The organism is Nonomuraea sp. NPDC049480, from assembly GCF_044465905.1.
GTDB lineage: Bacteria > Actinomycetota > Actinomycetes > Streptosporangiales > Streptosporangiaceae > Nonomuraea.
On the sequence record NZ_JBITMD010000010.1, the window covers coordinates 176,612 to 198,129 of the forward strand.

Annotated in this window: 20 protein-coding genes; 13 read left to right on the forward strand and 7 right to left on the reverse strand. The window is 71.5% G+C overall.

All coding sequences use genetic code 11. The features are described 5' to 3' along the window. Positions 1-157 precede the first annotated feature (157 nt). On the forward strand, positions 158-355 hold the full coding sequence (locus ACIBX3_RS28375; RefSeq protein ID WP_397122094.1) for a cellulose binding domain-containing protein: 198 nt from the start codon (positions 158-160) through the stop codon (positions 353-355). A gap of 77 nt (positions 356-432) precedes the next feature. On the opposite strand, the gene ACIBX3_RS28380 is transcribed toward ACIBX3_RS28375, so the two are convergent. The 3 genes from ACIBX3_RS28380 to ACIBX3_RS28390 all read right to left on the reverse strand — a co-directional run bounded on the left by ACIBX3_RS28380 (position 433) and on the right by ACIBX3_RS28390 (position 5,024). Continuing rightward, positions 433-1,671 carry a serine/threonine-protein kinase gene (locus ACIBX3_RS28380; RefSeq protein WP_397122096.1) on the reverse strand — a complete coding sequence of 413 codons (1,239 nt, stop codon included), beginning with the start codon at positions 1,669-1,671 and terminating at the stop codon, positions 433-435. Between the two features lie 10 nt (positions 1,672-1,681). Beyond that, positions 1,682-2,653: a LacI family DNA-binding transcriptional regulator gene (locus ACIBX3_RS28385; RefSeq protein ID WP_397122098.1), complete on the reverse strand. Its 972-nt coding sequence runs from the start codon at positions 2,651-2,653 to the stop codon at positions 1,682-1,684. A 226-nt stretch (positions 2,654-2,879) separates the two neighbouring features. Further along, positions 2,880-5,024 (reverse strand): transglycosylase domain-containing protein, encoded by a 2,145-nt coding sequence (locus ACIBX3_RS28390; RefSeq protein ID WP_397122100.1) that lies wholly within the window; start codon positions 5,022-5,024, stop codon positions 2,880-2,882. A 275-nt stretch (positions 5,025-5,299) separates the two neighbouring features. Here ACIBX3_RS28390 and ACIBX3_RS28395 point away from each other — a divergent pair, with 275 nt between their 5' ends. The 4 genes from ACIBX3_RS28395 (at position 5,300) to ACIBX3_RS28410 (ending at position 8,610) form a co-directional block, all read left to right on the forward strand. Continuing rightward, positions 5,300-6,508 carry a hypothetical protein gene (locus ACIBX3_RS28395; protein ID WP_397122102.1) on the forward strand — a complete coding sequence of 403 codons (1,209 nt, stop codon included), beginning with the start codon at positions 5,300-5,302 and terminating at the stop codon, positions 6,506-6,508. After that, on the forward strand, positions 6,505-7,503 hold the full coding sequence (locus ACIBX3_RS28400) for a hypothetical protein (protein WP_397122104.1): 999 nt from the start codon (positions 6,505-6,507) through the stop codon (positions 7,501-7,503). The genes ACIBX3_RS28395 and ACIBX3_RS28400 overlap by 4 nt, the downstream gene beginning before the upstream one ends. A gap of 73 nt (positions 7,504-7,576) precedes the next feature. Further along, positions 7,577-8,086, forward strand: a complete 510-nt coding sequence (locus tag ACIBX3_RS28405; protein ID WP_397122106.1) for a MarR family winged helix-turn-helix transcriptional regulator — start codon at positions 7,577-7,579, stop codon at positions 8,084-8,086. Between the two features lie 74 nt (positions 8,087-8,160). Continuing rightward, positions 8,161-8,610, forward strand: a complete 450-nt coding sequence (locus tag ACIBX3_RS28410) for an STAS domain-containing protein (RefSeq protein WP_397122108.1) — start codon at positions 8,161-8,163, stop codon at positions 8,608-8,610. Here ACIBX3_RS28410 and ACIBX3_RS28415 read toward each other — a convergent pair. Next, a complete protein-coding gene (locus tag ACIBX3_RS28415; RefSeq protein ID WP_397122110.1) occupies positions 8,607-10,013 on the reverse strand; it encodes a dihydrolipoyl dehydrogenase family protein in 1,407 nt (468 codons plus the stop codon). The genes ACIBX3_RS28410 and ACIBX3_RS28415 overlap by 4 nt on opposite strands. Before the next feature lie 182 nt (positions 10,014-10,195). Here ACIBX3_RS28415 and ACIBX3_RS28420 point away from each other — a divergent pair, with 182 nt between their 5' ends. The 3 genes from ACIBX3_RS28420 (at position 10,196) to ACIBX3_RS28430 (ending at position 12,340) form a co-directional block, all read left to right on the forward strand. After that, on the forward strand, positions 10,196-10,519 hold the full coding sequence (locus tag ACIBX3_RS28420) for a hypothetical protein (RefSeq protein ID WP_397122112.1): 324 nt from the start codon (positions 10,196-10,198) through the stop codon (positions 10,517-10,519). Between the two features lie 2 nt (positions 10,520-10,521). Next, the gene (locus tag ACIBX3_RS28425) at positions 10,522-11,112 is read left to right on the forward strand and encodes a class F sortase (protein WP_397122114.1); all 591 of its coding nucleotides are present in this window, start codon (positions 10,522-10,524) and stop codon (positions 11,110-11,112) included. A gap of 127 nt (positions 11,113-11,239) precedes the next feature. After that, on the forward strand, positions 11,240-12,340 hold the full coding sequence (locus tag ACIBX3_RS28430) for an exo-alpha-sialidase (RefSeq protein ID WP_397122116.1): 1,101 nt from the start codon (positions 11,240-11,242) through the stop codon (positions 12,338-12,340). On the opposite strand, the gene ACIBX3_RS28435 is transcribed toward ACIBX3_RS28430, so the two are convergent. Together ACIBX3_RS28435 and ACIBX3_RS28440 are read right to left on the reverse strand one after the other, a co-directional pair. Next, positions 12,326-13,255, reverse strand: coding sequence for an STAS domain-containing protein (locus ACIBX3_RS28435; protein ID WP_397122557.1), 930 nt, complete (start codon positions 13,253-13,255; stop codon positions 12,326-12,328). The two genes, ACIBX3_RS28430 and ACIBX3_RS28435, sit on opposite strands and share 15 nt — an antisense overlap. Positions 13,256-13,362: 107 nt before the next feature. Then, positions 13,363-15,000 carry an IucA/IucC family protein gene (locus ACIBX3_RS28440; protein ID WP_397122118.1) on the reverse strand — a complete coding sequence of 546 codons (1,638 nt, stop codon included), beginning with the start codon at positions 14,998-15,000 and terminating at the stop codon, positions 13,363-13,365. An 87-nt stretch (positions 15,001-15,087) separates the two neighbouring features. On the opposite strand from ACIBX3_RS28440, the gene ACIBX3_RS28445 reads away from it, so the two are divergent. Then, positions 15,088-16,653, forward strand: a complete 1,566-nt coding sequence (locus ACIBX3_RS28445; protein ID WP_397122120.1) for an IucA/IucC family C-terminal-domain containing protein — start codon at positions 15,088-15,090, stop codon at positions 16,651-16,653. A gap of 53 nt (positions 16,654-16,706) precedes the next feature. On the opposite strand, the gene rfaE2 is transcribed toward ACIBX3_RS28445, so the two are convergent. After that, entirely contained in the window at positions 16,707-18,173 is a 1,467-nt protein-coding gene (rfaE2, locus tag ACIBX3_RS28450; RefSeq protein WP_397122122.1) for a D-glycero-beta-D-manno-heptose 1-phosphate adenylyltransferase, read from the reverse strand. A gap of 149 nt (positions 18,174-18,322) precedes the next feature. Here rfaE2 and ACIBX3_RS28455 point away from each other — a divergent pair, with 149 nt between their 5' ends. The 4 genes from ACIBX3_RS28455 (at position 18,323) to ACIBX3_RS28470 (ending at position 21,503) form a co-directional block, all read left to right on the forward strand. Beyond that, positions 18,323-19,399: a glycosyltransferase family 9 protein gene (locus ACIBX3_RS28455; RefSeq protein WP_397122124.1), complete on the forward strand. Its 1,077-nt coding sequence runs from the start codon at positions 18,323-18,325 to the stop codon at positions 19,397-19,399. Further along, positions 19,392-19,703 carry a hypothetical protein gene (locus tag ACIBX3_RS28460; protein ID WP_397122126.1) on the forward strand — a complete coding sequence of 104 codons (312 nt, stop codon included), beginning with the start codon at positions 19,392-19,394 and terminating at the stop codon, positions 19,701-19,703. The genes ACIBX3_RS28455 and ACIBX3_RS28460 overlap by 8 nt, the downstream gene beginning before the upstream one ends. Before the next feature lie 88 nt (positions 19,704-19,791). Further along, positions 19,792-20,301: a SigE family RNA polymerase sigma factor gene (locus ACIBX3_RS28465; protein WP_397122128.1), complete on the forward strand. Its 510-nt coding sequence runs from the start codon at positions 19,792-19,794 to the stop codon at positions 20,299-20,301. Continuing rightward, positions 20,298-21,503, forward strand: coding sequence for a hypothetical protein (locus ACIBX3_RS28470; protein WP_397122130.1), 1,206 nt, complete (start codon positions 20,298-20,300; stop codon positions 21,501-21,503). The genes ACIBX3_RS28465 and ACIBX3_RS28470 overlap by 4 nt, the downstream gene beginning before the upstream one ends. Positions 21,504-21,518 lie beyond the last annotated feature (15 nt).

The following is a 21,518-nucleotide window of genomic DNA, read 5'->3' on the forward strand; positions in this document are numbered from 1 at the left end:
GCCCACGACCAGCCCGCCCGGCCAGCGCGATTGAATCACGCGGTGCGCGGGTTCGACAACGCGCGGTGAAACTTTCAGCAGATCTTGGTCTTGCCACTCCGTTGATGGCACTATTGGGAGCGCTCCCACCAGTCGGAACTTCCCGAGGAGCGAAGCCGTGACGTTCACGCTGCCGGCCGGGCACACGATCACCGGCTCGTGGAACGCGAGCCTCACGGTCAGCGGCTCCACGGTCACGGTCAGGAACCTCGGCCACAACGGCGCCCTGGCGCCGAACGCTTCGACCAGCTTCGGCTTCCAGGCGAGCAGGCCGAACGGGAACACGCAGGTGCCCAGCGGCTACACCTGCGCATGAGGCTCGCGCGGGCGTACTTTGCGAGGGGTACGCGCCGCGCGAAGGAGGGGTACGGCTGGTGCTGCCGTACCCCTCCGTCAATCTCGCCCGAGCGCGGCCTCGATGTCGTCGAGCTTGGCCTCCAGCTCGCTCTTGCAGGCCGGCTCCAGCCGGCCCTCCCGCAGGCGGTCGGAGAGCTTCTGGCGCACGTCGGCCGTCGAGGACTCGTACGGGCCCCGGGGTATCACGGTCGCCTGCAGGACCTGCTTGAGGTCGAGCACGACGTCCGCGTCGGTGGCGCCGCACGGCGTCCTGGCCACCAGCGCGGTGGTGAAACCGGCCACGGCCTGCTCGACGGTGCTCACCGCGGACGGCGAGCTCTCGATGAACCGGGCCGTGGCGGAGGGCGACGGCTTGGCCACGGTCTTGTCCGCCTGCCGCTGCAGCGCCTGCTGCTGGAGTCCCGTCTGCTGGAACCACAGCAACGCGGAGAGCGCGATCGCGGCGGACCCCGCGACCGTCAATCCGCGTCTGACGTGCCGGCCCAGCGTCGCCGTGCCCAGCGCGGAGGTCAGCTCGGCGACGATGTCCGACGCCCCCGGCCGCTCCTCCGGCCGGTGCGCCAGGCAACGCTGGCAGAGTGAGGCGACGGCGTGCGGCACCCCTGGGACCCGCGGCGGAGGAGAGGTCCGGCAGGCCGCCTCGATCTCCTCCCACGTGGTCTCCGGGTACGGCGTCCGGCCCGTGAGCATGGTGTGCAGCAGCACGCCCAGGGCGTAGACGTCGACCGCGGGATGGGTGGGCGCGCCGAGCAGGCGCTCGGGGGCGACGTAGGGCGGTGTGCCCCGGTCGTCCTCCGGGTCGCCCGCCCAGGCCGCGATGCCGAAGTCGAGCAGCTTGGGCCCGTCCGCGGTGAGCAGCACGTTCTCGGCCGTGACGTCCCGGTGGACGAGCCCGCGGGCGTGCCCGGCCATGAGGACGCGCGCCAGCCGCAACGCGATGCCCGCCGCCTCGGTCCACGGCAGCGGGCCCGACTCGATGCGCTCGGCCAGCGGCGTGCCGTCGAGCAGCGGCATCACGACGTAGGCCGCGACACCGCCGTTCGTGGTGACGGTCTCGCCGTAGTCGTAGATCTCGATGGAGTCGGGATGGATGAACCTGGCGGCGGCGCGGGCCTCGCTGCGTACGCTGACCCGCTCGCCGTGGTCGGCGTGCAGCGACGCGGTGAGCACCTTGACCGCGATCATCCGGTGCAGTGACTGGTCGAAGGCACGCCAGATGACCGACATGCCCCCTCTGGCCAGCGGATCCAGCAGCAGATACCGCCGAGCCAGCACATCCCCAGGCTCAAGCCGACTCACGGACGACCAGTTCCGTGGGGAGGACGGGATCGATCCCCGCGGCCCCCGACAGGAGCAGCCGGGTGGCGACCGTGGCGAGCTCCTCGACGGGCTGGCGGATCGTGGTGAGCGCGGGGGCGGTGTGCTTGGCGACCGGGGCGTCATCGAACCCGATCACCGCGACGTCCGCGGGCACCTTGCGCCCGGCCCTGCGCAGCGCCTGGATCGCGCCCGCCGCCATCAGGTCGGAGGCGACGAACACGGCGTCCAGCCCTGGGGCATGACGTAACAGCCACTGCATGGCGTGGGTGCCCGAGGCGGCCGTGAAGTCGCCGTAGGCCACCGGCACGTCGGGCGCGCCGGCCGCCTGCAGGGTGCGTACCAGCCCGTCCAGCCGGTCGCGGGCGGCGGGCAGGGACGGTGGGCCGCCGATGGCGGCCACGTTGCGGCGGCCCGTGAGGAGAAGGTGCTCGGCCGCCTGACGACCGCCGTCGAAGTTGTCGACGTCGGCGTACGGGAGCTTGAGGTCGTGGGGCGGGCGGCCGATGTTGCGGACCGGGACACCCGAGGTGGACAGTTTGATCGCCAGAGGGTGGCGTTCTCTCGCGCCGATGATGAGCACCGCGCCGGACAGCGCGGGAAGGGTCGACGACGTCGGGGTCACGGTCGTGACCATCAGGTGGGTGCCGTGCTCGGCGATCACACCGCCCGCGGCGGACAGGAGCCTGGCGTAGTAGGGATCGGAGAAGAGACGGGGAAGGTGATCACAGATCACGGCCGTGACGCCGTCGGCCGTGGTCTTGGCAGCCGTTCCCCTGGGCGCCCGGTGGCGGACGTAACCCATGCGGGAGACGGCGTCGTAGACTTGGCGGCGGGTCGAGGTACTGACCCGCACTGAGCCCGTGAGGACTCTTGATGCGGTCGCGGGGGAAACCCCTGCAGCGGCCGCCACCTGTGCCAGTGTGGGCTGCTCGGTCATGGAGCACCTCGCGGAAAAGATCCTGGGAGCGCTCCCACGTTACCAATGTTTCGCCGTTGTTAATAGGGCCTTTGCTCCGAGTGCGTCCCATTGTGCGGACGCAAACCGAATTTGCGGAGCTAGTGGCGTTGGTAACCCTCAGAGGTTTTTGTGCCGGGTGGTGATCACCGCCATATTTCCATGTCCGATTTGTCGTATCCGACGGTTTGAAAATACCTCTTACCGATCAGTCGCCCAGCTCGGGGAGCTCGATGTCGATGCCGTCGTCCTCGCCCTCGTCCGGCTGCACCGGCTCCGGGTCCGGCTGCACGGGCTGGCAGCTCTGGCCGCAGCCGCCGAACCGGGCGCTGTTCACCGGCGTGAAGTCCGTCGGCGGGACGCCCTTCAGCGCGGCCAGCATGGTGTCCTTCCAGATCGGCCCGGGAATCGAGGCGCCGAAGACGTTGGAGTAGTAGCGGCCGCCGATGGTGACGTAGTTGAGCTTGTGGTTGTTGGCGCCGCGCGGGTCACCGATGCTGACCGCGCCCGCCAGGTCCGGGGTGTACCCGGCGAACCAGGCGCTGGACTGCTCGTCCGTGGTGCCGGTCTTGCCGGCGGCCGGGCGGCCGATGCCGCCGACGCCGCGCATCGTGCCCCTGGTGAACACTCCGGACAGGATGCTCGACGCGGCGTCCGCGACCTCGGGGTCGAGCTTCTGCTTGCAGTCCGGCTTGTAGTTGCGGACCTTGCCGTCGCGTTCCTTGATCGAGGTGATGGCCATCGGCGCGCAGTACTTGCCGCGTGCGCCGATCGCGGCGTAGGCGTTGGCCACCGTCACCGGGTCCATCTCGTTGGTGCCGAGCGTGAACGTCTCGAACTCCGTCAGGGGAAGTCCGTCGGAGCGCTCGATGCCCAGCGACTTGGCCGTCTTGACCACGTCGCACAGGCCCACCCTCTGCTCCAGGGCGACGAAGAAGGTGTTCACCGAGCCCCAGGTGCCGGTGGCCAGCGACTTGAAGCCGCCGCCGCCCCCTTCGGCATTGGTGACGGTGTGGCTGGGGTCGCCGATGTTCTCGCCCTTGCAGTTCTTGAACGAGGAGTAGTAGGGGGCGCGATAGCCGCTGCCGACGGAGATCCCATCGTTGATCTTCATGCCCTCGTCCAGCGCGGTGAGCAGGGTGAAGGTCTTGAACGTCGAACCCGCCTGGAAACCGGTGCCGCCGCCGTGCTTCGCGTTGGCGACGATGTTGTACGACATCTCGTTCTTGCGCTTCTTGGTGCCGTACTTCCGGCTGGAGGCCATGGCCTTGATCTGGCCCGTGCCCGGCTGGACCAGCGCCTCGGAGGCGACCGGGTTGTCCGAGGCGAACACGTACTTCTTGATGGCCTGCTCGGCGGCCTTCTGCATCTTCGGGTCGAGCGTGGTCCTGATCTCCAGGCCGCCCCGCTCGAGGAATTGCTCCCTGGCCGCGGCGGTCTTGGCGAAGACCGGGTTGGTCAGGACCTCGTTGCGTACGTACACGCAGAAGTACGGATATTTGCTGTCGATGCAGCCGCCCGGGATCTCTGTGCCCTTGTAGCCGAGCTTCTTGGCCTTGGCCTCGGCGGCCTCCTCAGGCGTGATCTTCTTCAGCTCGGCCATCCTGTCGAGCACCACGTTGCGCCGGCTGAGCAGCCGCTCCCGGGACTTCTTGCCCAGGTTGGGGTCGGTCGCGTTGGGGTCCTGCACGGCGCCCGCCAGCGTCGCCGCCTGCGCGAGGCTCAACTTGGACGCGGGGACCCCGAAGAAACGCTTGGCCGCCGCCTCCACCCCGTAGGCGCCGGCGCCGAAGTAGGCGATGTTGAGGTACTTCTCCAGGATCTGGTCCTTGGTGTACTTGTCCTCGATCGCCATCGCGTAGCGCAGCTCCTTGAGCTTGCGCGCGTAGCTGGCCTCGAGCGCGGCGTTCCGCTCCTTGTCGGTGGTCGCCGAGTTGAGCATCACCTGCTTGACGTACTGCTGGGTGATGGACGAACCGCCCTGGGCGGTCCGGCCCGTGCTGAGGTTCTTGGCCAGGGCGCGGATGGTGCCCTCGATGTCGATCGCGCCGTGCTCGTAGAAGCGGTAGTCCTCGATGGAGATGATGGCCGTCTTCATGATCTCGGCCACCTGGTCGAGCGAGACGTTCTCGCGGTACTCCTCGTAGAACCACGCGATCTCGTTGCCCTTGGCGTCCACCACGGTCGTACGCTCCGCCAGCGGGGGCTCCTTGAGCTCCTCGGGTTTGATGCCGAGCTCCTCCGATGCCGAGACGAACATCGCTCCCGTGCCTCCGACCGCGGGCAGCGCGATCGCGGCGGCCACCACGCCGGCCGCGGCCGCGGCCCCGGTCAGGCGCGCGATACTCGACATACGGGAACCCATGCGAAAATTCCTCCCCCTCGTGGCAATAGGGTGCATCCTAAACCCGCCCGTGGCGTGCTTCATGTAAAAGCTTGGACCCTGCGGAGGGCTGGTTTGTTCGGCCCGGATGCGGTGATTTCCGGCACACCTGGATGATCGTGCGGCTGGGGTCCTCACGGTTTCCGTCAGGCGTCGGCAAAGAAGCGTGTCGGCGGGCAGAGGACGGTTCGCCCCTCTGGCAACGTCTACCAGGGCATTTCTTCCTGGCTTGGTGGAGGGTTCTCATGCGTCGTGTCGGGGATGGCGAGTACTTCGATCGTCTGCTGCGCGCCGTCCGTCTCCATTGGGGAGAGAACCCCGGCGGTGACAGGTGCGTCGTTGCAGAGGTGTTCGACCAGGACATCAGGGTCGTGGTCCGCACACTCATGGTCGCGAAGGCCGTCTGCGGGGCGAGCCAGGCACGGCTGGTCGTGCTGGGCGACCCGGAGGCGCGGCAGCTCGCCGAGGTGTTCGGGGCGGCGCGCGACCTGCAGCCGACGACGCCGCCGGTCGCGCTGGTCACCGGCCGGGTGGACCGCCGCGTGCCGAGGGAGATCCCGGTCGTGCACGTGCACGGCAATGGGACGCTGCAGGCGTACGCGCTGTTCCCCGAGGATGGGCCGAGCTCCTACCACGAAGATCTGCCCGGCCGGGTCGCCGCATTCTTCGACGACCACATCTGGCAGAACAGAGACTTGATCGCGCCCAGCGCCGAACGCGTGGCCTGGCAGGCGAAGAGCGACTACGAGGTGCGCACCGACACCGAGCGCCGCCAGCTCCGCAGCTACGGCTGCGCCCGCCTGGACCTCGACCCGGGCCTGCCGACGATCGTCGTGTTCGGGCACGTGCCCGGCGAGGACACCGAGCTGTTCGAGACGACGGCGGAGTTCGCCTCGACGGACGACTTGGCGAACTGGATCTTCCTCGACCCCACCGCGAGCGTTCACTCCCGGATGAAGTGCGGGGTCGACGACCTGTCCACGAACATCCTGTGGAGCCTGGCCGACGTCGGCGTCGCGTTCGGCGGCAGCCACCTGCCCGCCTTCGGCATCCCCGTCATCCAGGCCGGCTGGTCGGAGGGCAGCGCCTGCGGCGCCACGCACGTCGCCCGCTCCGTGCCCGAGCTCCGCACGCTGCTGGAGGAGGCCGTCGCCAGGCACGCCAAGGGCGACACCATCCTCGGCCCCGAGCAGCGCGAGCGCGCCCGCCTGTGGCTCTGGCTGAGCCGCTGCGCCTCCGACGTGCCCACCCAGCTCCTTCCGCACTGGGAGCACGGTGCCGACTACGCGCGCGTGCTGGCCGTCAACCTGAGGTACGTGGAACGCGACGGCGACCCGCTCTTCACCTCGGTCCAACGCATGTGGGAACGGCGTGATCCCCTGCTCACCCGTTTCGACTTCCGCTACCCGACAGGACTGTCCACCACACTCACCCCCGCGAGGAGCACTCGATGAGCAGCGCAGGATCCGCCACCGACCTCGACCAGGTGATCCTTCCCGCGATACCGCCCGCGCACGTGCTCAGCGGCCAGATGCCCGCGCTGCAGGTCACCGACCGGCTGCACCGGGGCACGCAGATCGTGGGCAGGTTCGAGACCTCGGGACTGGCCGGCTTCAAGATCGCCGCACAGGGCCGTCCGCTGCGGGTGCGGATGTCGCTGTCGGTCGACGAGCTGTCGATAAGCGGCTGGCACACCGGCAGGACCGAGCCCGTCAGCACGCTGCCGCGACTGGTCCAGATCCGCTCCCAGGGGCGGCTGCGCCAGTGCGTGCTGCTGCGCGGCCGCAGGTCGCACGCCCAGGTCGCCTTCGACCTGCCGGCGGAGGAGATCCCCGACGACGGGCTGATCTGCGTCGAGGCGCTCGACATCATGGAGGGCGACAGCGTCTGCGAGGAGGTGCGCCGGGCGGTGGGCGGGCACGTCATGCCGGACGGCGCGGCGGGCCTGCGGATCGACAAGATCGTGTTCGAGGAGCCGCCCGCGGCCGACTACGACCCCGACACACTCGACGGGTGCCGCTGCGAGCTCTACTCGCTGATCAGCGCCGGCGGCCTGGCGAATCCCAACCGGCAGGGCGTGCGGCTGCTGCGCTCGGGCATGTTCGTGGTCAACCCCGTGCTGCCCGGCACGTTCGGGTCGAGCGAGCGGATCACGCTCCGGCTGGGCACCCGGGCGGAGCCGGCCAGCGTCATCCCGGCGACGTGGCGGCGGATGACCGGCGAGCTGCGCTGGCTGCGGCACGCGACCAGGAAGGCCCTGCGGGTGGCGGCGCCGTCCGTGGAGCGGATCCTCAGCGTCAGGGACGGCAACACGGGGCGGCCCAAGCAGCGGATGAACGGCAACATCACCGAGCTGGAGCCGCCGAGCCCGGCCGGGTCGCCGCTGCTGGTGATCATCTCCCCGGTCCAGGGCGTGATCCCCACTCTGGAGTCCGGCACCTCACACTAGCCCGCCGCCTCCAAGGCGGTCAGGAGGACCGGTACGGGTCTGAACTATCTGAGCTCGAATAAGATCTGGGGCCATGGGTGACGCCATCGACGGGATCCTCGAGCAGTGGCGGCGGGAGCGGCCCGATCTCGACCTGTCGGCCATGGGCGTCTTCGGGCGGCTGGCCCAGGTGATGCGCCTGCTGGAACCACAGGTCGACCGGGTGTTCACCAAGCATGGACTGCGCCAGGGAGAGTTCGACGTGCTGGCCGCGCTGCGCCGGGCCGGGCCGCCGTACACGCTGATCCCCTCGGAGTTGTCCGCGGTGCTGATGATGTCGCGGGCCGGCATGACCAACCGGCTGGACCGGCTGGAGGCGGCCGGGCTGGTCGAGCGCAGCCTGGACCCGACCGACCGGCGCAGCTTCCGCGTCCGGCTGACGGGCGAGGGCCGGCGGGTCGTCGACGAGTCGCTCACCGAGCACGCCGCGAACCTCGCCCGCCTGGCCGCCCCGCTGACCTCCGAGGACGCCGAGACACTCGCAGGGATCCTGCGCAAGCTGCTCGACGGTCCGCTCGGTAACCCCGGAGACCGCGAGGCTTAATGGCCGGGGAAAAATAGCGATCACCTGTGATAACGCCGCTCTGAGGGCAGTTGTCCCTTGTGAGCAGGAGCGGCTTGCGAATCGAGACAACCCGATATCTCCAGTGCACGGTCATACGCGCCAGCGGCGAGCTCGACCATGCGGGACGGGTCCGGTTCAGCGCCTGCATCAACGCCGTCTGGGACTGGTCGGAGGGGCCCGTCCTCGTGTTCGACCTCGCCGACCTGGACTTCTATGACTCCTCGGTCATCGGCGTACTGGCGATGGTGATGCAGCGGATGGAGGAGCAGGACAGCGGACGGATCATCCTGGTCCGGCCCTCGCGTCACCTGCTGTCCGTGTTGCGGCTGACGGACCTGCTCTCACACGTGGAGCTGCGCGACGGCGTCGAGGAGACCGTGGCGGAGCTGATGTTGCAGTCGGGGGAAGTCCTTAGCCCCGCGCCGGCCATCCCGCCCGTCGTGGTGCGCGCGGGCACGCGGCGGACCGCGCCCGAACACGGCCGGCGCGGGGGGCGGTTCTAGAGTCCGTACGCCTCCAGCAGGCGCAACCACACTTCGCTGACCGTCGGGAACGACGGAACCGCGTGCCAGAGCCGCTCCAGCGGCACCTCGGCGGTGACCGCGATCGTGGCGGCGTGCAGCAGCTCGGCCGCCCCCGGCCCGGCGAACGTGACGCCCAGCAGCACCTTCCTGTCCTCGTCCACGACGGCCCTGGCCCGTCCCCGGTAGCCGTCGCCCAGCAGGTACGCCCCGGTGACCGAGCCCAGGTCGTAGTCCACGGCGCGTACCCGGAAACCTTCCTCCCTGGCCGCCGCCTCCGTACGGCCCACCGCGCACACCTGCGGGTCGGTGAAGACCACCTGCGGCGCGCCGTAGCCGCCGGCGAGGTCGCGCATCGCGGGCAGCTCGTCGCCCCGGGCCCGCGCCGCGATCACGTCACCGCAGATTCTGGCCTGGTACTTGCCCATGTGGGTGAGCAGCGCCCGCCCGTTGACGTCGCCCACGGCGTACAGCCAGCCGTCGGCGATCCCGGTCGCCCGCATGCTGTCGTCCACCCCGACGTAGTCGCCGTCGGCCAGGCCCACCGAGCTCAGCCCCAGGTCGCGCGTCGCGGGCCGCCGGCCGGTGGCCACCAGCAGCTCGTCGGCCTCCAGCGGCGGATCCTCGGCCAGGTGCACCGTCACCTTCCCGCCGGGCTCGGGCCGCTCGATTCTGGCCACGTCGGTACGGGTGCGCACGTCGATCCCGGCCTCCGCGAACGACTCGGCGAGCAACTCGCCCGCGAACGGCTCCATCCTGCTCAGCAGGCCGCCGCCGCGGACCAGCACCGTGGTCTGCCGGGCGCCGAGCCCGTGCATGGCCTGCGCCATCTCGCAGGCCACCACCCCGCCGCCGAGCACGGCCAGCCGCTCCGGGATCTCGGTGGCCGCGGTCACCTCATGGCTGGTCCACGGGTCCGCCTCGGCCAACCCGGGCACCGGTGGCATCGCGGCCGTGCTGCCGGTGGCCAGCACGACGGCCTGCCGGGCGGTCAGCACCCGCTCGCCGCCGTCCTCCGTGGTCACGCGTACCCGCTTGGGGCCGTCGAGCCGGCCGCGGCCCCGTACGAACTCGGCGGGCACGCCCTCGAGCCACCTCACCTGGCCGGCGTCGTCGTAGCGCGAGACGGCCTCGTCGCGGCGGGCCAGCACGGCGGCCACGTCGATCTCCCCGAGAGAGAGCCCGGGAACCCGGCTCACCTCGGCCGCCAGGTCGATCGGGCGCAGCAGCGCCTTGCTCGGCACGCACGCCCAGTAGGAGCACTCGCCGCCGGCCAGCCGTTCCTCGACGACGGCCGCGGTCAGGCCGCCGCGTACGGCACGGTCAGCGACGTTCTCGCCGGCGGGACCTGCTCCGATCACGATGACGTCGAACTCGTCAGCCACCTCAGCCTCCAGAAGCACTCGTCGGTGAGATGCACTCTTTCACGCCCGGTCGCCGGGCACAGCGATCACCCCCGCGGGCCGGGGTGAGAGACCTTTCATTTCGTGCTCATGGTGGCCCAACGGGCGGCCGAGAACCTGAGGACAGCCGCGGAGAGACCGCGGGGACGTCAGGAGGAACTCACATGGGCCAGGCATTACAGCGGATTCTGCTCACGATCGCGGTCGGGCTCGGACTTGGTGCGACGGGGGCGATCTTCGTGACCACGAGCGCTCTGGCGGCGAACGCACCCGCCTCCGTCCACCTCACCACCGACTCGGACGACGACGATGACGATGACGACGGTGGGGCTCCGCGTGGCGGGGTCGACACGGGCATGGGCGGGGCCGCGGGGAGCGGGAGCGCCGAGGACGGGTCGGTTCCCGTGGTGCCGCTGAGTCTGGCGGGCGCCGGGCTGTTCGCCGTCGGGGCGTACTGGGTGCGGCGCGCGTTCTTCGCGGGCGGCTGACCGTGCGTGCTCTCGTGTCGGTCGTCACCGCCTGTGCGCTGGCCGGGGCCTGTGCCACCGCCCCGGCGCCCCGCGAGGCGGTGGCCGCCACGGCCCAAGACCGGACGCAGGGCGGAGAGGCGCGATTGGTGTCGGACGCCGGGGCCCTCCCGGCCGACGTGGCCCGCCCCGTACGGCTCCGCATCCCCGCCATCGGCCTCTCCACCCGGGTGATCCCGCTGCGGCTCGACGCCAAGGGCCGCCTGATCGCCCCGGAGAAGTTCGACCGGGTGGGATGGAACCAGACAGGTCCGGAGCCGGGCGAGCGAGGCGTCGCCGTGATCGCCGGTCACGTCGACTCCACCACCGGTCCGGCGGTGTTCTACCGCCTGCGCCAGCTACGCGAGGGCGACCGCGTCCACGTGGACCGCGCCGACGGCACGGCGGTCACGTTCGTGGTCAATCGGCTCGCCCGCTACCCGAAGGACCGGATCCCGGACAAAGAGGTCTACGGCTCAGGAGCGGGCGCCCAGCTCCGGCTGATCACCTGCGGCGGGACGTTCGACCGCCAGCGCCGCAGCTACCGCGACAACGTGATCGTGTTCGCCAGTTGAATCAGCACCCCCGTGCCGCTGAGGACCCCCCGCCTCAGCGGCACGGCCCATTCCGCCGTCTGCGGCATTCGTCTCCATGTACGCCTGCCGTCGGACGTCGTTAACCCTGGGCCCGTAGCGTGCCCGCATGGCTGATCACCCCACGTCGGTGCCGTATCAGCGGGCCACGGACGGTTACCACACGTACCGGATCCCCGCGGCGGTCGTGACGCAGGCGGGCACCGTGCTGGCGTTCGCGGAGGGGCGGCGCGGCTCGGCGGGGGACTCCGGCCACATCGACCTGGTGCTCAAGCGGTCCGCCGACGGCGGGCGGACGTGGGGCGCCCTGCAGGTGATCGCCACCGAGCCGCGCCGCGGCACCGCGGGCAACCCGGCCCCGGTCGTGCTGTCCGACGGCAGGATCGTCCTGGTGTTCGTGCGGCAGGGGCCGTCGGCCACCGAGGACAAGATCAGGCGTGGCCAGGTGGCGGCGGCGGATGGGCGTCGGGTGTTCGTGCAGGTCAGCGTGGACGACGGGGTCACCTGGTCGGCGCCTCGCGAGATCACCGGAAGCGTGAAACGGCCGGAGTGGCGCTGGTACGCGACCACGCCCGGCCACGCGATCGAGTTGCGCCAGGGCCCGCACGCCGGCCGCATCGTGGTCCCCGCCAACCACTCCCTGCCCCCGGCCGGCCAGGACAACGGCACCGAGGGCAAGTACAACGGCGGCCACTCGCTGCTCAGCGACGACGGCGGCCAGACCTGGCGCATCGGCTATGTCGACGACAACCCCGACGGCTACGTCAACGTCAACGAGACCACGGCCACCGAGCTGCCGGACGGCCGCGTCTACTTCAACACCCGCACGGAGTCCACCGCCCCCGGCACCCGGGCGGACGCCTACTCCGCCGACGGCGGTCAGACGCTGGAGCTGCCTTTCCGCCCGCAGGCCGGGCTGGTCGGCCCGGTGGTGGAGGGCAGCGTGTTGTGGTGCGCGGCGCCGGACGTGCTGCTGTTCTCGGGCCCGGCGGCCCCCGACGCGCGGGCGCTGATGACCGTGCGCGCCAGCGACGACCTCGGTGTCACCTGGCGCGTCGCGCACACGGTGTCCGGGCTGCCGGCCGCCTACTCCGACCTGGTCAGGCTGGACGGGGACACGGTGGGGCTGCTGTTCGAGACCGGGAACTTCGGCCCGTACGAGAGCATCGTCTTCCGCCGCATTCCCCTCGCCGAGCTAGCGACCGGGTGAGGCGTCCGGGCCGACCACGTTCATGGCCATGATGAGGCCGTGCGCCTCGTCGTCCTCGGTACGCAGGCGGGACAGGCGCACGGCGAGCGGCATGGGCAGCCCCCTGCGGTTGACGGCCTCCAGCACGGTCCCCTGGATCTCGCCGGCCAGCGCGGCCCTCAGACACGGCATGAGGCTCTCCAGCGGCAGGCCGATGTCGAGGGACGCGAACGCGCCGCCCACCGCCTCGTCCGCGCCTACCCCCCACAGCTCCTCGGCCCCTCGGCTCCACACGATCACCCGCAGTTCGGCGTTCAGCACCACCACCGCGTCGCCCAGGCTGCGTACGACCGAGGAGACGAGCCTGGTGACCTCGTCGAGCTCGATCGAGCGGGCCGTCAGCGCACGGTTGATCTGCTGCAGCTCTTCGTGGGCCTGATCCAGCTCCTCCTTCAGCTCGCGGCCGCCGTCCGCGTCCGGATCCCGGGCGATCCGCGGCCGGTCACGTACGGCGGTGGAGGGGACGGTTCGCACCGCGTGCAGGCGCGGCAGATGGCGGCGCGGTAACAGTGTCTCGTAGCTCTCCAAGCCGGTGGCGGCGAGGGCCTCCGGCATGCTCGTGTACAGCGGAATCGAGGGTCTGGCCTGCTCGGCCATCAGCGTGACCAGGCGGCGCAGCGGCGACCGGGCCTCCGCCACGGCCAGGTGACCGCCCTTGCCCCGCAGCGCCTGATGGGTGATCGCGAGCTGCTGGAGCCCGTTCAGATCGCAGAACCAGAGGTCGGCGGCGGCCACGACCACGTACTTCACCGGGGATCGCGGCAGCGGGTCCAGGAATGCGGCCAGCACGGGTCTGGTCGTTGAGTCGAGCTCTCCCGTCAGGGCGATGACCAGGGTCGTCTCGCCGACGGGAACGAGCCGGACGGAGAGTTGCATCACGGTACGGCCTCCTTCCTCCCGCTCGGCGCGGCCCGGCGCGCCGGCGGATTCGCGGCCCGAGGCCATAGTCCTCCCGCACGGTGCCGAGGGCCAGGCGATTCGCGTCAGAGAGGGTTGGGCAGCCGCGTCCAGGTGTCGCCCGGCGAGGCGCCCGCGAGCTGTGTGGCCAGATGTGCCTTCACCGTGAGGCATGGGCCGAACAGGGCCTCGCGGTCGGCCCGCACGTCCGGGCCGCCGGGAAGCCCGTCGAACGCCTCCCGCGCGGCGGCGGCCACGATCGCCCACATCCGCGACTCGGCGGCGCGGTCGCCTCGGCAGAAGAGCGAGATGAGGCTGCCGAACGTGGTGCCGACGAGCGAGCCGTACAGCTTGGCGTGCAGGACGCCGGGGTCGTCGGTGAGCAGCCTGGCGCTGACCGGCGGGACCTCGAACCCGTTGCGGGCCAGCCTGGCGGGACTGAGCCTGACGTCGGCCAGGTCGCGGTAGATCAGGCGGGACGGGCGGCCGCGAGCTCCGTCGAGCACGATCAGCAGGTTCTGGCCGTGCGCCTCCAGGGCCGCGCCGAGCGCCAGCAGGCCCAGGGCGTCCGTCAGCGCCAGGCGGGCGAACGCCGCCAGCCACGCCACCGGGTCGCCGGTCATCTCGCGGGTGACCGCGGCCACGGGCAGCACAGTCCCGCTCGTGACGAGGGCGGATGTCGGCTCGCGCAGCATCGCCGACAGGTCGGCGCTGAGCTCGCCCTTCGCCGTGGCGGCGGCCCCGGCCAGGTACCGGGCCATGCGCGGGCGGCCGCCGAGCCGCGCCGACAGGTCCGTGAGCAGGCGCGACAGCGCGACGCAGTCGCGGATCGAGCCAGGTGAGATGTCCCTGACGTCCGAGGTCATCCGGGTGCTGAACGCCGTTTTGAGATGCGGGCCGCCGTCGAGGGGGGCGAGGGTGCGTACGGCCATGAGCGGGCGCGCCGGGATCACTCCCGTCGCGTACGGCCGCAGGCCCAGCTCGGGCAGCACATGCCTGGTCTGCCAGGGGTGCATGGGCAGGAGCAGCCGGTCGCCGTCGATGAGCGAGGCCGGCCACGGGCCCGTGACCAGGCATTCCGCGGCGGGCACCGCCAGCAGGTCCAGGGCGACGACCGGGCGGTGCTCCGGCATGTACGCCAGCTGCTCGGCCACAGATACGCCCGGCCGGTTGCGGCAGCACGGGTGGTACGGATGGCCGTCCACCACACTTTGCTCGTAGTCCTCAGGCGTGGTGGGAGTGCGCTGTGCTTGCGCGGTGGCGGCGGCGCTCGCGCGGGACAGGGCCAGGGAGGCCACGCTGTTGTCCAGGTCCTCGACCAGCCGGTCGGCGCCGGGTATGCCGAGCGCGGCCAGGAGCTCGGCGGGGTGCGTCCAGGGGTAGCCGTCCAGCCACAGGGTCGATTCGCCGTCGAGGTCATACGGCAGCCGCGCCCGCCCGGCCAGCCGCCGCCCGCCGGCCGGCAACACGACGGCCAGGCCCGGTCCGGCCGGAGGTTCGGTTCTGGCGCGTCCCCTACCGTCCGCAGAGGCTGCGAGCGCGTCACCCGGGGCGGCGAGGACTGGGGACGTGGCCACGCCGGGCAGGGGTTCGTAGAGGAGACTGCGCCACAGGCGGCCGAGGACGGCGGCGCGGGCGCCCGGCAGGGCGGCGGTGTAGGCGGCGGACAGGCTGGGGCGCGCGGCCGCCAGCTCCGCTGCGAACCGATCCTCCGTTTGCCCCATATTTCCCACTATTTCCAGAAACACCTGGGTAGCTACCTTGTGACACCGATGGGTACCGATGGGATGACACAGTAGGAGCAGGTCGCCATGGCAACCACCGACGGCCTCCTCCCGCCCAACGGGCCGGAGCGCGAGGCGAGGACAGAGGCCGCGGCTCTGGCGGTGACGGCGCTGCTCAACTGCCTGCTCCGCGAGGTGGCCCGCCCGGGCCCGGACCCCGGGACGTTCGAGCTGCCCGCGACGAAGCGCCTGCTGCGGGCCGGCGGCGAGCGTTTCCCTGCCGCCCCCGCGCTCCGCACGCCCGGCGGCTGGCGCCCGCTGCCGCTGGACGACCTGATCGCGTTGACGGCGGCCGAGCTACGCGCGAGCACCGGGGTGGCCAACGACGCGCTGCCCTCCGAGATCCTCCACAGCAGGGACGTCACGGCGGTCCTGCTGGCCGCCCGGCGGGCCGCGCCGTCACCCGCGGAGCCGTTCCTGCGCTCCGAGCAGGCCCTCGTCGCCGGGCACCGCTACCATCCGGCGCCCAAGGCACGCGGCGGGGCGGGGCCGGAGGAGTGGCTGCGGTACTCGCCGGAGGCGCACGCGAGCTTCGCCCTGCCACTGCTCGGCGTGCCTCAGGAGATCCTGGTGGAGGAGGGCGACGCGAGCGCGCTCGACCGGCTGGGGCCGCCCGCGGGCGACGGCCTGGCGCTGCTGCCCGCCCATCCCTGGCAGGTGGACCTGCTCGGCGGCCTGCCGCTGCGCCACCTGGGCGCCACCGCGACGGCGGCCGTGCCGACCTCGTCGATCCGCACGGTGTACCTGCCGGAGCCGGACCTGTTCTGCAAGTTCAGCCTGGACGTGCGGATCACGAACGACGTCCGCCGCCTGTGGCTGCGCGACCTGCGCCGGCTGGGCGCGGTCGTCGACCTGGTGGACGGTGCCTTCGGAGACCTGCCCGAGCACGTGCCGCGGCCCGCCGTGCTGCGCGACAGGGGTTACCGCAGCGCGGAGCTGGGCGGGGACGGGGGCGAAGGGCTGGCGGTGATCGTACGGGACGGGCTGCGCGAGCACGTGCGCCCCGGGCTGACGGCGCTGATGGCGGCGGGGATCAGCGAGGGCTTCCCCGGCAACCCGCTGGACGGGCTGGACCAGGACCGGTCGCTGCTGTGGTGGGAGCGCTACCTGGAGCACGTGGTGCCGCCGGTCCTGCACGCGTACCTGCGGCACGGGGTCGTGCTGGAATGCCACCTGCAGAACGTGCTCGTCGCGGTGGACGAGCACGGCATCCCCGCCCAGGCGCTCTTCCGCGACCACGAAGGCGTCAGGGTGGTGGCGGAGCGGCATCCGGAGCTTTCTGGCGCGGGCGTGGTGAGCCGGTCGTACGGCTGGGAGCGGCTGGTCTACTGCCTGGTGACCAACAACCTGTGCGAGCTCGCCGGGGCCGTCTCCGCGCGCCATCCGCGGCTGCGGGAGGAGCTGTGGGCGCGGGCGAGGACCGTGTTCAAGGGCGTCGGCCGGGACCACGGCGATCCGGAGGAGCTGCGGGCGCTGCTTTCCGATTCGCATATTCCGGCCAAGGCCAATCTCCTGCTGCGCTGGACGGACGCCGCCGGCGAGGCGATGCGGTGCGTTCCCGTACCCAATCCGTTGAGACTCTTCACGGCATAAGCCATCCTCGCTTTCCGTCATTACTTTGCGGTGTATTGGGCGGCCGAACGCGGTCACGCGTTTCCCAGCTGCTCGGACTGCGATTTCATGCGGTCGATGATGGCGGAGGTCGAGTGGTCGGGAAGGTAGCCGAGCACGCGTACCTCACCGCCCAGCGCGCGCACCAGCGGCGCCTCGGGCAGCATCTCCGGGGTGTAGTCGCCGCCCTTGACGTACAGCTCGGGGCGGATCATCCTGAGCAGCCGCTCAGGAGTGTCCTCGTCGAACTCGACCACGTAGTCCACGTCGTTCAGCGCCGCCAGCACGGACATGCGGTCCTCGCACGGGTTGACCGGCCGGCCCGGGCCCTTCAGCCGGGCCACGCTCGCGTCGCTGTTGACGGCCACCACCAGCACGTCGCCGAGCCGCCCCGCCTGCTCCAGGTAGGTCACGTGCCCCCGGTGCAGCACGTCGAAGCAGCCGTTGGTGAACACCACCCGCTCGCCCCTGCGCCGGTGCTCGTCCAGCAGTTGCGCCAGGCGCTCGGGGGTCTGCACCGCGCCCTCCCGGCGGCGCAGGGCACGCAGCAGGTCGTGCCGGGTGCAGATGGCGGTGCCCGGGCGGCGTACGACGACCCCGGCCGCGGCCTGGCCCGCCTGCGCCGCCTCCTCCGGTGACGCTCCGGCCGCCAGCCACAGCGCGAAGGCCGCGGTGTACGTGTCGCCCGCGCCCGTGGCCATGTGCTGGGGCGCGGGCTGGGCGTAGGTCCGGTACGGCGGGCAGCCGTCCCTGTGCAGCAGCGTCCCCTCGCCGTCCAGCGTGGTCACCACCATCCCGGCGCCGGCCAGTTCCAGCAGCCGGTCGGACCGCGCCATCAGGTACGCCGGCCGGTCGACCTCGCCCACCCGGCCCTCCTCGCCCTCCTCACCGTTCTCGTCGCCGAGCAGGCGCACGACCTCGGTGAAGTTCGGCAGCACCGCGGCCGGCGCGCACTCCCGCCACGGCGCCACCGCGTGCGCGTCCACCACCAGCAGCGGGAACCCGGCGAGCGCCCGGCGCACGGCCGGGGTGAACACCCCGCCGCCGTAGTCGCACGCCACCACCACGTCCGCTCCGCGCACGGCCGCCGTCACGCGCCGCAGCAGCTCCCGCTCGGCCTCGTCCGGGATGACGTCGAGATCCTCCTCGTCGTAGCGGGCCGTGAGCTGGCCGCTGGTGACCAGCCGCCGCTTGTGCGACGTACGCCGTCCCGGCACGGTCAGCAGATCCGTCTGGACGCCGAGCAGGCGCAGCGCGTGCACCAGCTCGTCCCCGCTCTGGTCGTCGCCCACGACGCCGACGAGCCGGACCCGGGCGCCCAGCGCCACCAGGTTGGCCGCCGTGTTCGCGGCGCCGCCCGGCGCGTTCTCCGTCGCCTCCAGGCTCATGACGGGCACCGGCGCCTCCTGGGCCAGCCGTTTCGCCGAGCCGAGCAGCCACGAGTCCAGCATGACGTCGCCGACGACCACGGCATGAACGGTCTTCTCGTTCGCGATGCCCATGAGGGGCGAGTACCTGTGGGAGCCGGGTTCAAACCCGTGTGATCCCAGGTTAAGGACCGTGTCCCGGAGGGTAGCCGGGCGGCGGCGGCCGAGAAGACCACGGCCGCGGACGGGAGCGCGGAATGCTACGACTACGTCCTGGAGAGCCTGTGACGGGGCTGGTCGACGGCGTGGAGCGGATCGCGGTGCTGCGGGCCAACGCGCTCGGCGACTACCTGATGGCGGTGCCGGCGCTGGAGGCGATCAAACGGGCCTACCCCGGCGCGCGGCAGACGCTGCTCGGCACCGCCATGCACGCCGAGCTCCTCACCGGGCGGCCGGGGCCGGTGGACGACGTGGTGGCGCTGCCGCCGATCTCGGGGGTGTCCACGGCGGAGCGCGGGCATCCGGCGCCCGACGGGATCTTCCACGAGCTGCGGGAGCGCGGCTTCGACCTGGCCGTGCAGATCCACGGCGGCGGCCGGTTCTCCAACCCGTTCGTGCGGCGGCTGGGCGCCCGGGTGACGGCCGGGCTGCGGGCCCCGGACGCCGGACCGCTGGACCGCTGGGTTCCGTACACCGACTACCACCACGAGACCCTGCGCTTCCTGCAGGTTGCCGCGCTGGTCGGCGCGGTCGCCGACGGGCTGGAGCCCCGGTTGACGGTCACCGATCGTGACCGGGCCGAGCTGGCCGCCGCACTCGGCGAGCTGCCCGCCGGGCTGGTCGCCGTGCATCCCGGCGCGACCGACCCGCGCCGGCGGTGGCCGGTGGAACGCTTCGCCGAAGTGGCGGACGCGACCGACCGGCCGGTCGCCGTCACCGGCACCGAAGGGGAGCGGGACCTGGTGGAGGGGGTGATCGCCGAGATGCGCCGGAGCTCGCGGCCCGCGACGCCGGTCGTGGGCGCGCTCGGCATCGGCGGCCTGGCCGCGCTGTACGAGCGCTGCGACCTGCTGGTCGCCAACGACACCGGCCCGCGTCACCTGGCCGCCGCCGTCGGCACGCCCACGGTCGCCGTCTACTGGTGCGGCAACCTCATCAACCACGGACCGCTCTCCAGGACCCGGCACCGGCCGCTGATCTCGTGGACCACGGCGTGCCCGGTGTGCGGCGCCAGCGGCGTGGACGTACGCGCCGAGCGCTGCGCGCACAACCTGCCATGGGTGACCGACGTGTCGGTGGGCATGGTGATGGAGCAGGTCAGAGACCTGCTGACGGGGGAAGGAAGATGGGGAAATGAGTGACCACGCGGTGCTCGACGAGCTGCGACAAGCCATCGACGAGGCGTTCGGCGCGCGGGACCGGGTCGCGATCCGGCAGGTGTACGCGCGGGCCTCCGAGCACGTGAACCTGCCCGCCGACCTGCTCGCGCACCTCAACGAGCTGCCCGAGGGCGCCTACACCAGGCAGGAGGTGACGGAGGCGATCAACGAGGTCATCCGCCGCCGCGGCGAGCAGGACAGCCTGGGGCTGCTGGACATGCCGCGGCAGATGCGGCCGGTGGAGGAGACCATCGAGGCGGCGCGGGACGAGAGGCCGCTCGAATAGCTCAGCTCCGATTTCCAGGAGCCGGGCGCATAGCGGGGCGGCCGCACGGCGTCTGAGAGGGTGACATCAATCCCTCTTGGAGGTGATCGTGGACGCCGCGGACGAGCAACGTTTCCGTGAGTTCGTCGCCGCGCGTTCTCCCGCCCTGATGCGGCTAGGGTTCCTGCTCACCGGTGGTGACCAGCACGCGGCCGAGGATCTGGTGCAGAGTGCGCTGGCGAAGCTGGCGGCCAAGTGGCGGCGCGTGGAGGCGCCGGAGGCGTACGCCAAACAGATCATGTACCGGCAGCAGATCAGCAGGTGGCGGGCGAGCGGCCGGCGCGGCGAGGTGGTTCAGGCGGACCTGCCCGAGTCCGCGGACCGGGACCTCAACCACCAGAGCGAGCTGCGCATGGTCCTGCGGTCAGCGCTGGCCAGGCTGACCGCGCGGCAGCGTGCGGTGCTGGTGCTGCGGTATTTCGAGGATCTGCCCGAGCAGGAGATCGCCCAGGTGCTCGGGTGCTCCGTCGGCACGGTCAGGAGCACCGCGCACCGCTCCCTGGCCCGCCTGCGCGAGATCGCCCCCGAGCTGGCACAGGAACTGGAGGTGGCCAGGTGAGCCCACTGCTTCGCGACACCCTGCAGGACTGGGCCGGGGAGGCCCGGGTCCCGCACGACCTGGCGGACCGGGCGCTACGGAGGCGCGCCTGGTGGAAGCCGGTCGGCGTGGGCATGTTGGTGGTTGGTCTGGTGGCGGCCGTCGCCGTGGTCGTCACCGGCCAGGGCATCCCCGAGGTGACGGTGCGTCCGGCCAACGGGGTCACGCTTCCCGCCCGGCCGTCGCCGGCGCCGACCGACGTGCGGTCCGACACGGAGAACAGTCCGCCGGCCAAGTTCATCGCCGCGGGCAACATGGCGATGTCCGCCTACTACACGATCCAGCGCGAGCAGATAGCGGAGGATCGGCAGCGCATCCGGTACATCTGGTCACTGTACGATCCCCGCATCGACGGCTACGAGCGGACCTCGTGGGCCTGGGTGGACGTGGCACCCGGGCTGCAGGTCGCGGCCGTGCTGGACGGGGACCTGATCAGCAAGCGGCTGGGCATCTTGGACATGAACACCCGGCAGATCCTGAAATGGTTTGATCTGGAACATCCGGTGGCGTCGGTCTCGTGGTCGCCGGACGGCAAGAAGGTCCTCGCCACAGCGTATTCCGAATACCCTGACGTCGAGGCGGGCTCGGGGAAGCACACGTCTCCGGCCGGGACCAGCCCGCGCACCGGCTACTACATCGTCGACGTCGAGTCCGGCGAGGTCGGCTACCACGCGCTCCCGCCCCTCAAAGACGACGTCGGCGACGGTCGGCCCTTCAACATGAACAGCCGCCAAGACATCGGCTGGAGTGTGGACGGCGCCATGTTGTGGGCGCCGACCGGCATGGCCAACGGGCCGAAGCGGCTTTTCTACAGCCTGGACGGCAAGGAGCGGGCAGCACCCGCCGACCAGCGATACGCGGAGTTCTCCGGCATCTCGGCGATCTCGCCGAACGGCCGCCTCGTGCTCGGCCCTTCCGGTCTGCCCACCGCGATCACCGACCGCGAGACCGGCGAGATCGTCGGCCGCCAGAACGTGATGCAACTGCACGCCTGGGCCGACGACGACAACGTCCTCGCGATCGGCTGCGCGGGCTCGTGCGAGAACGAGTTCAACGGCGCGCTGGTGCTGGTGAGCGTGGACGGCAAGCGGATGACCCAGCTCGGCGCGTACTTCGACAACCGGAAGGAAGGCGCCTGGGGCTGGGTGCTCACCCCGAGGTGACGCATGACGGGGCAG

Bases quoted from the DNA above. Each gene is read 5' to 3' on its own strand.
- ACIBX3_RS28385 (WP_397122098.1), bottom strand. From the start codon at position 2,653: ATGACCGAGCAGCCCACACTGGCACAGGTGGCGGCCGCTGCAGGGGTT.
- ACIBX3_RS28390 (WP_397122100.1), bottom strand. From the start codon at position 5,024: ATGTCGAGTATCGCGCGCCTGACCGGGGCCGCGGCCGCGGCCGGCGTG.
- ACIBX3_RS28395 (WP_397122102.1), top strand. From the start codon at position 5,300: ATGCGTCGTGTCGGGGATGGCGAGTACTTCGATCGTCTGCTGCGCGCC.
- ACIBX3_RS28400 (WP_397122104.1), top strand. From the start codon at position 6,505: ATGAGCAGCGCAGGATCCGCCACCGACCTCGACCAGGTGATCCTTCCC.
- ACIBX3_RS28405 (WP_397122106.1), top strand. From the start codon at position 7,577: ATGGGTGACGCCATCGACGGGATCCTCGAGCAGTGGCGGCGGGAGCGG.
- ACIBX3_RS28420 (WP_397122112.1), top strand. From the start codon at position 10,196: ATGGGCCAGGCATTACAGCGGATTCTGCTCACGATCGCGGTCGGGCTC.
- ACIBX3_RS28430 (WP_397122116.1), top strand. From the start codon at position 11,240: ATGGCTGATCACCCCACGTCGGTGCCGTATCAGCGGGCCACGGACGGT.
- ACIBX3_RS28435 (WP_397122557.1), bottom strand. From the start codon at position 13,255: ATGCAACTCTCCGTCCGGCTCGTTCCCGTCGGCGAGACGACCCTGGTC.
- ACIBX3_RS28440 (WP_397122118.1), bottom strand. From the start codon at position 15,000: ATGGGGCAAACGGAGGATCGGTTCGCAGCGGAGCTGGCGGCCGCGCGC.
- ACIBX3_RS28445 (WP_397122120.1), top strand. From the start codon at position 15,088: ATGGCAACCACCGACGGCCTCCTCCCGCCCAACGGGCCGGAGCGCGAG.
- rfaE2 (WP_397122122.1), bottom strand. From the start codon at position 18,173: ATGGGCATCGCGAACGAGAAGACCGTTCATGCCGTGGTCGTCGGCGAC.
- ACIBX3_RS28460 (WP_397122126.1), top strand. From the start codon at position 19,392: ATGAGTGACCACGCGGTGCTCGACGAGCTGCGACAAGCCATCGACGAG.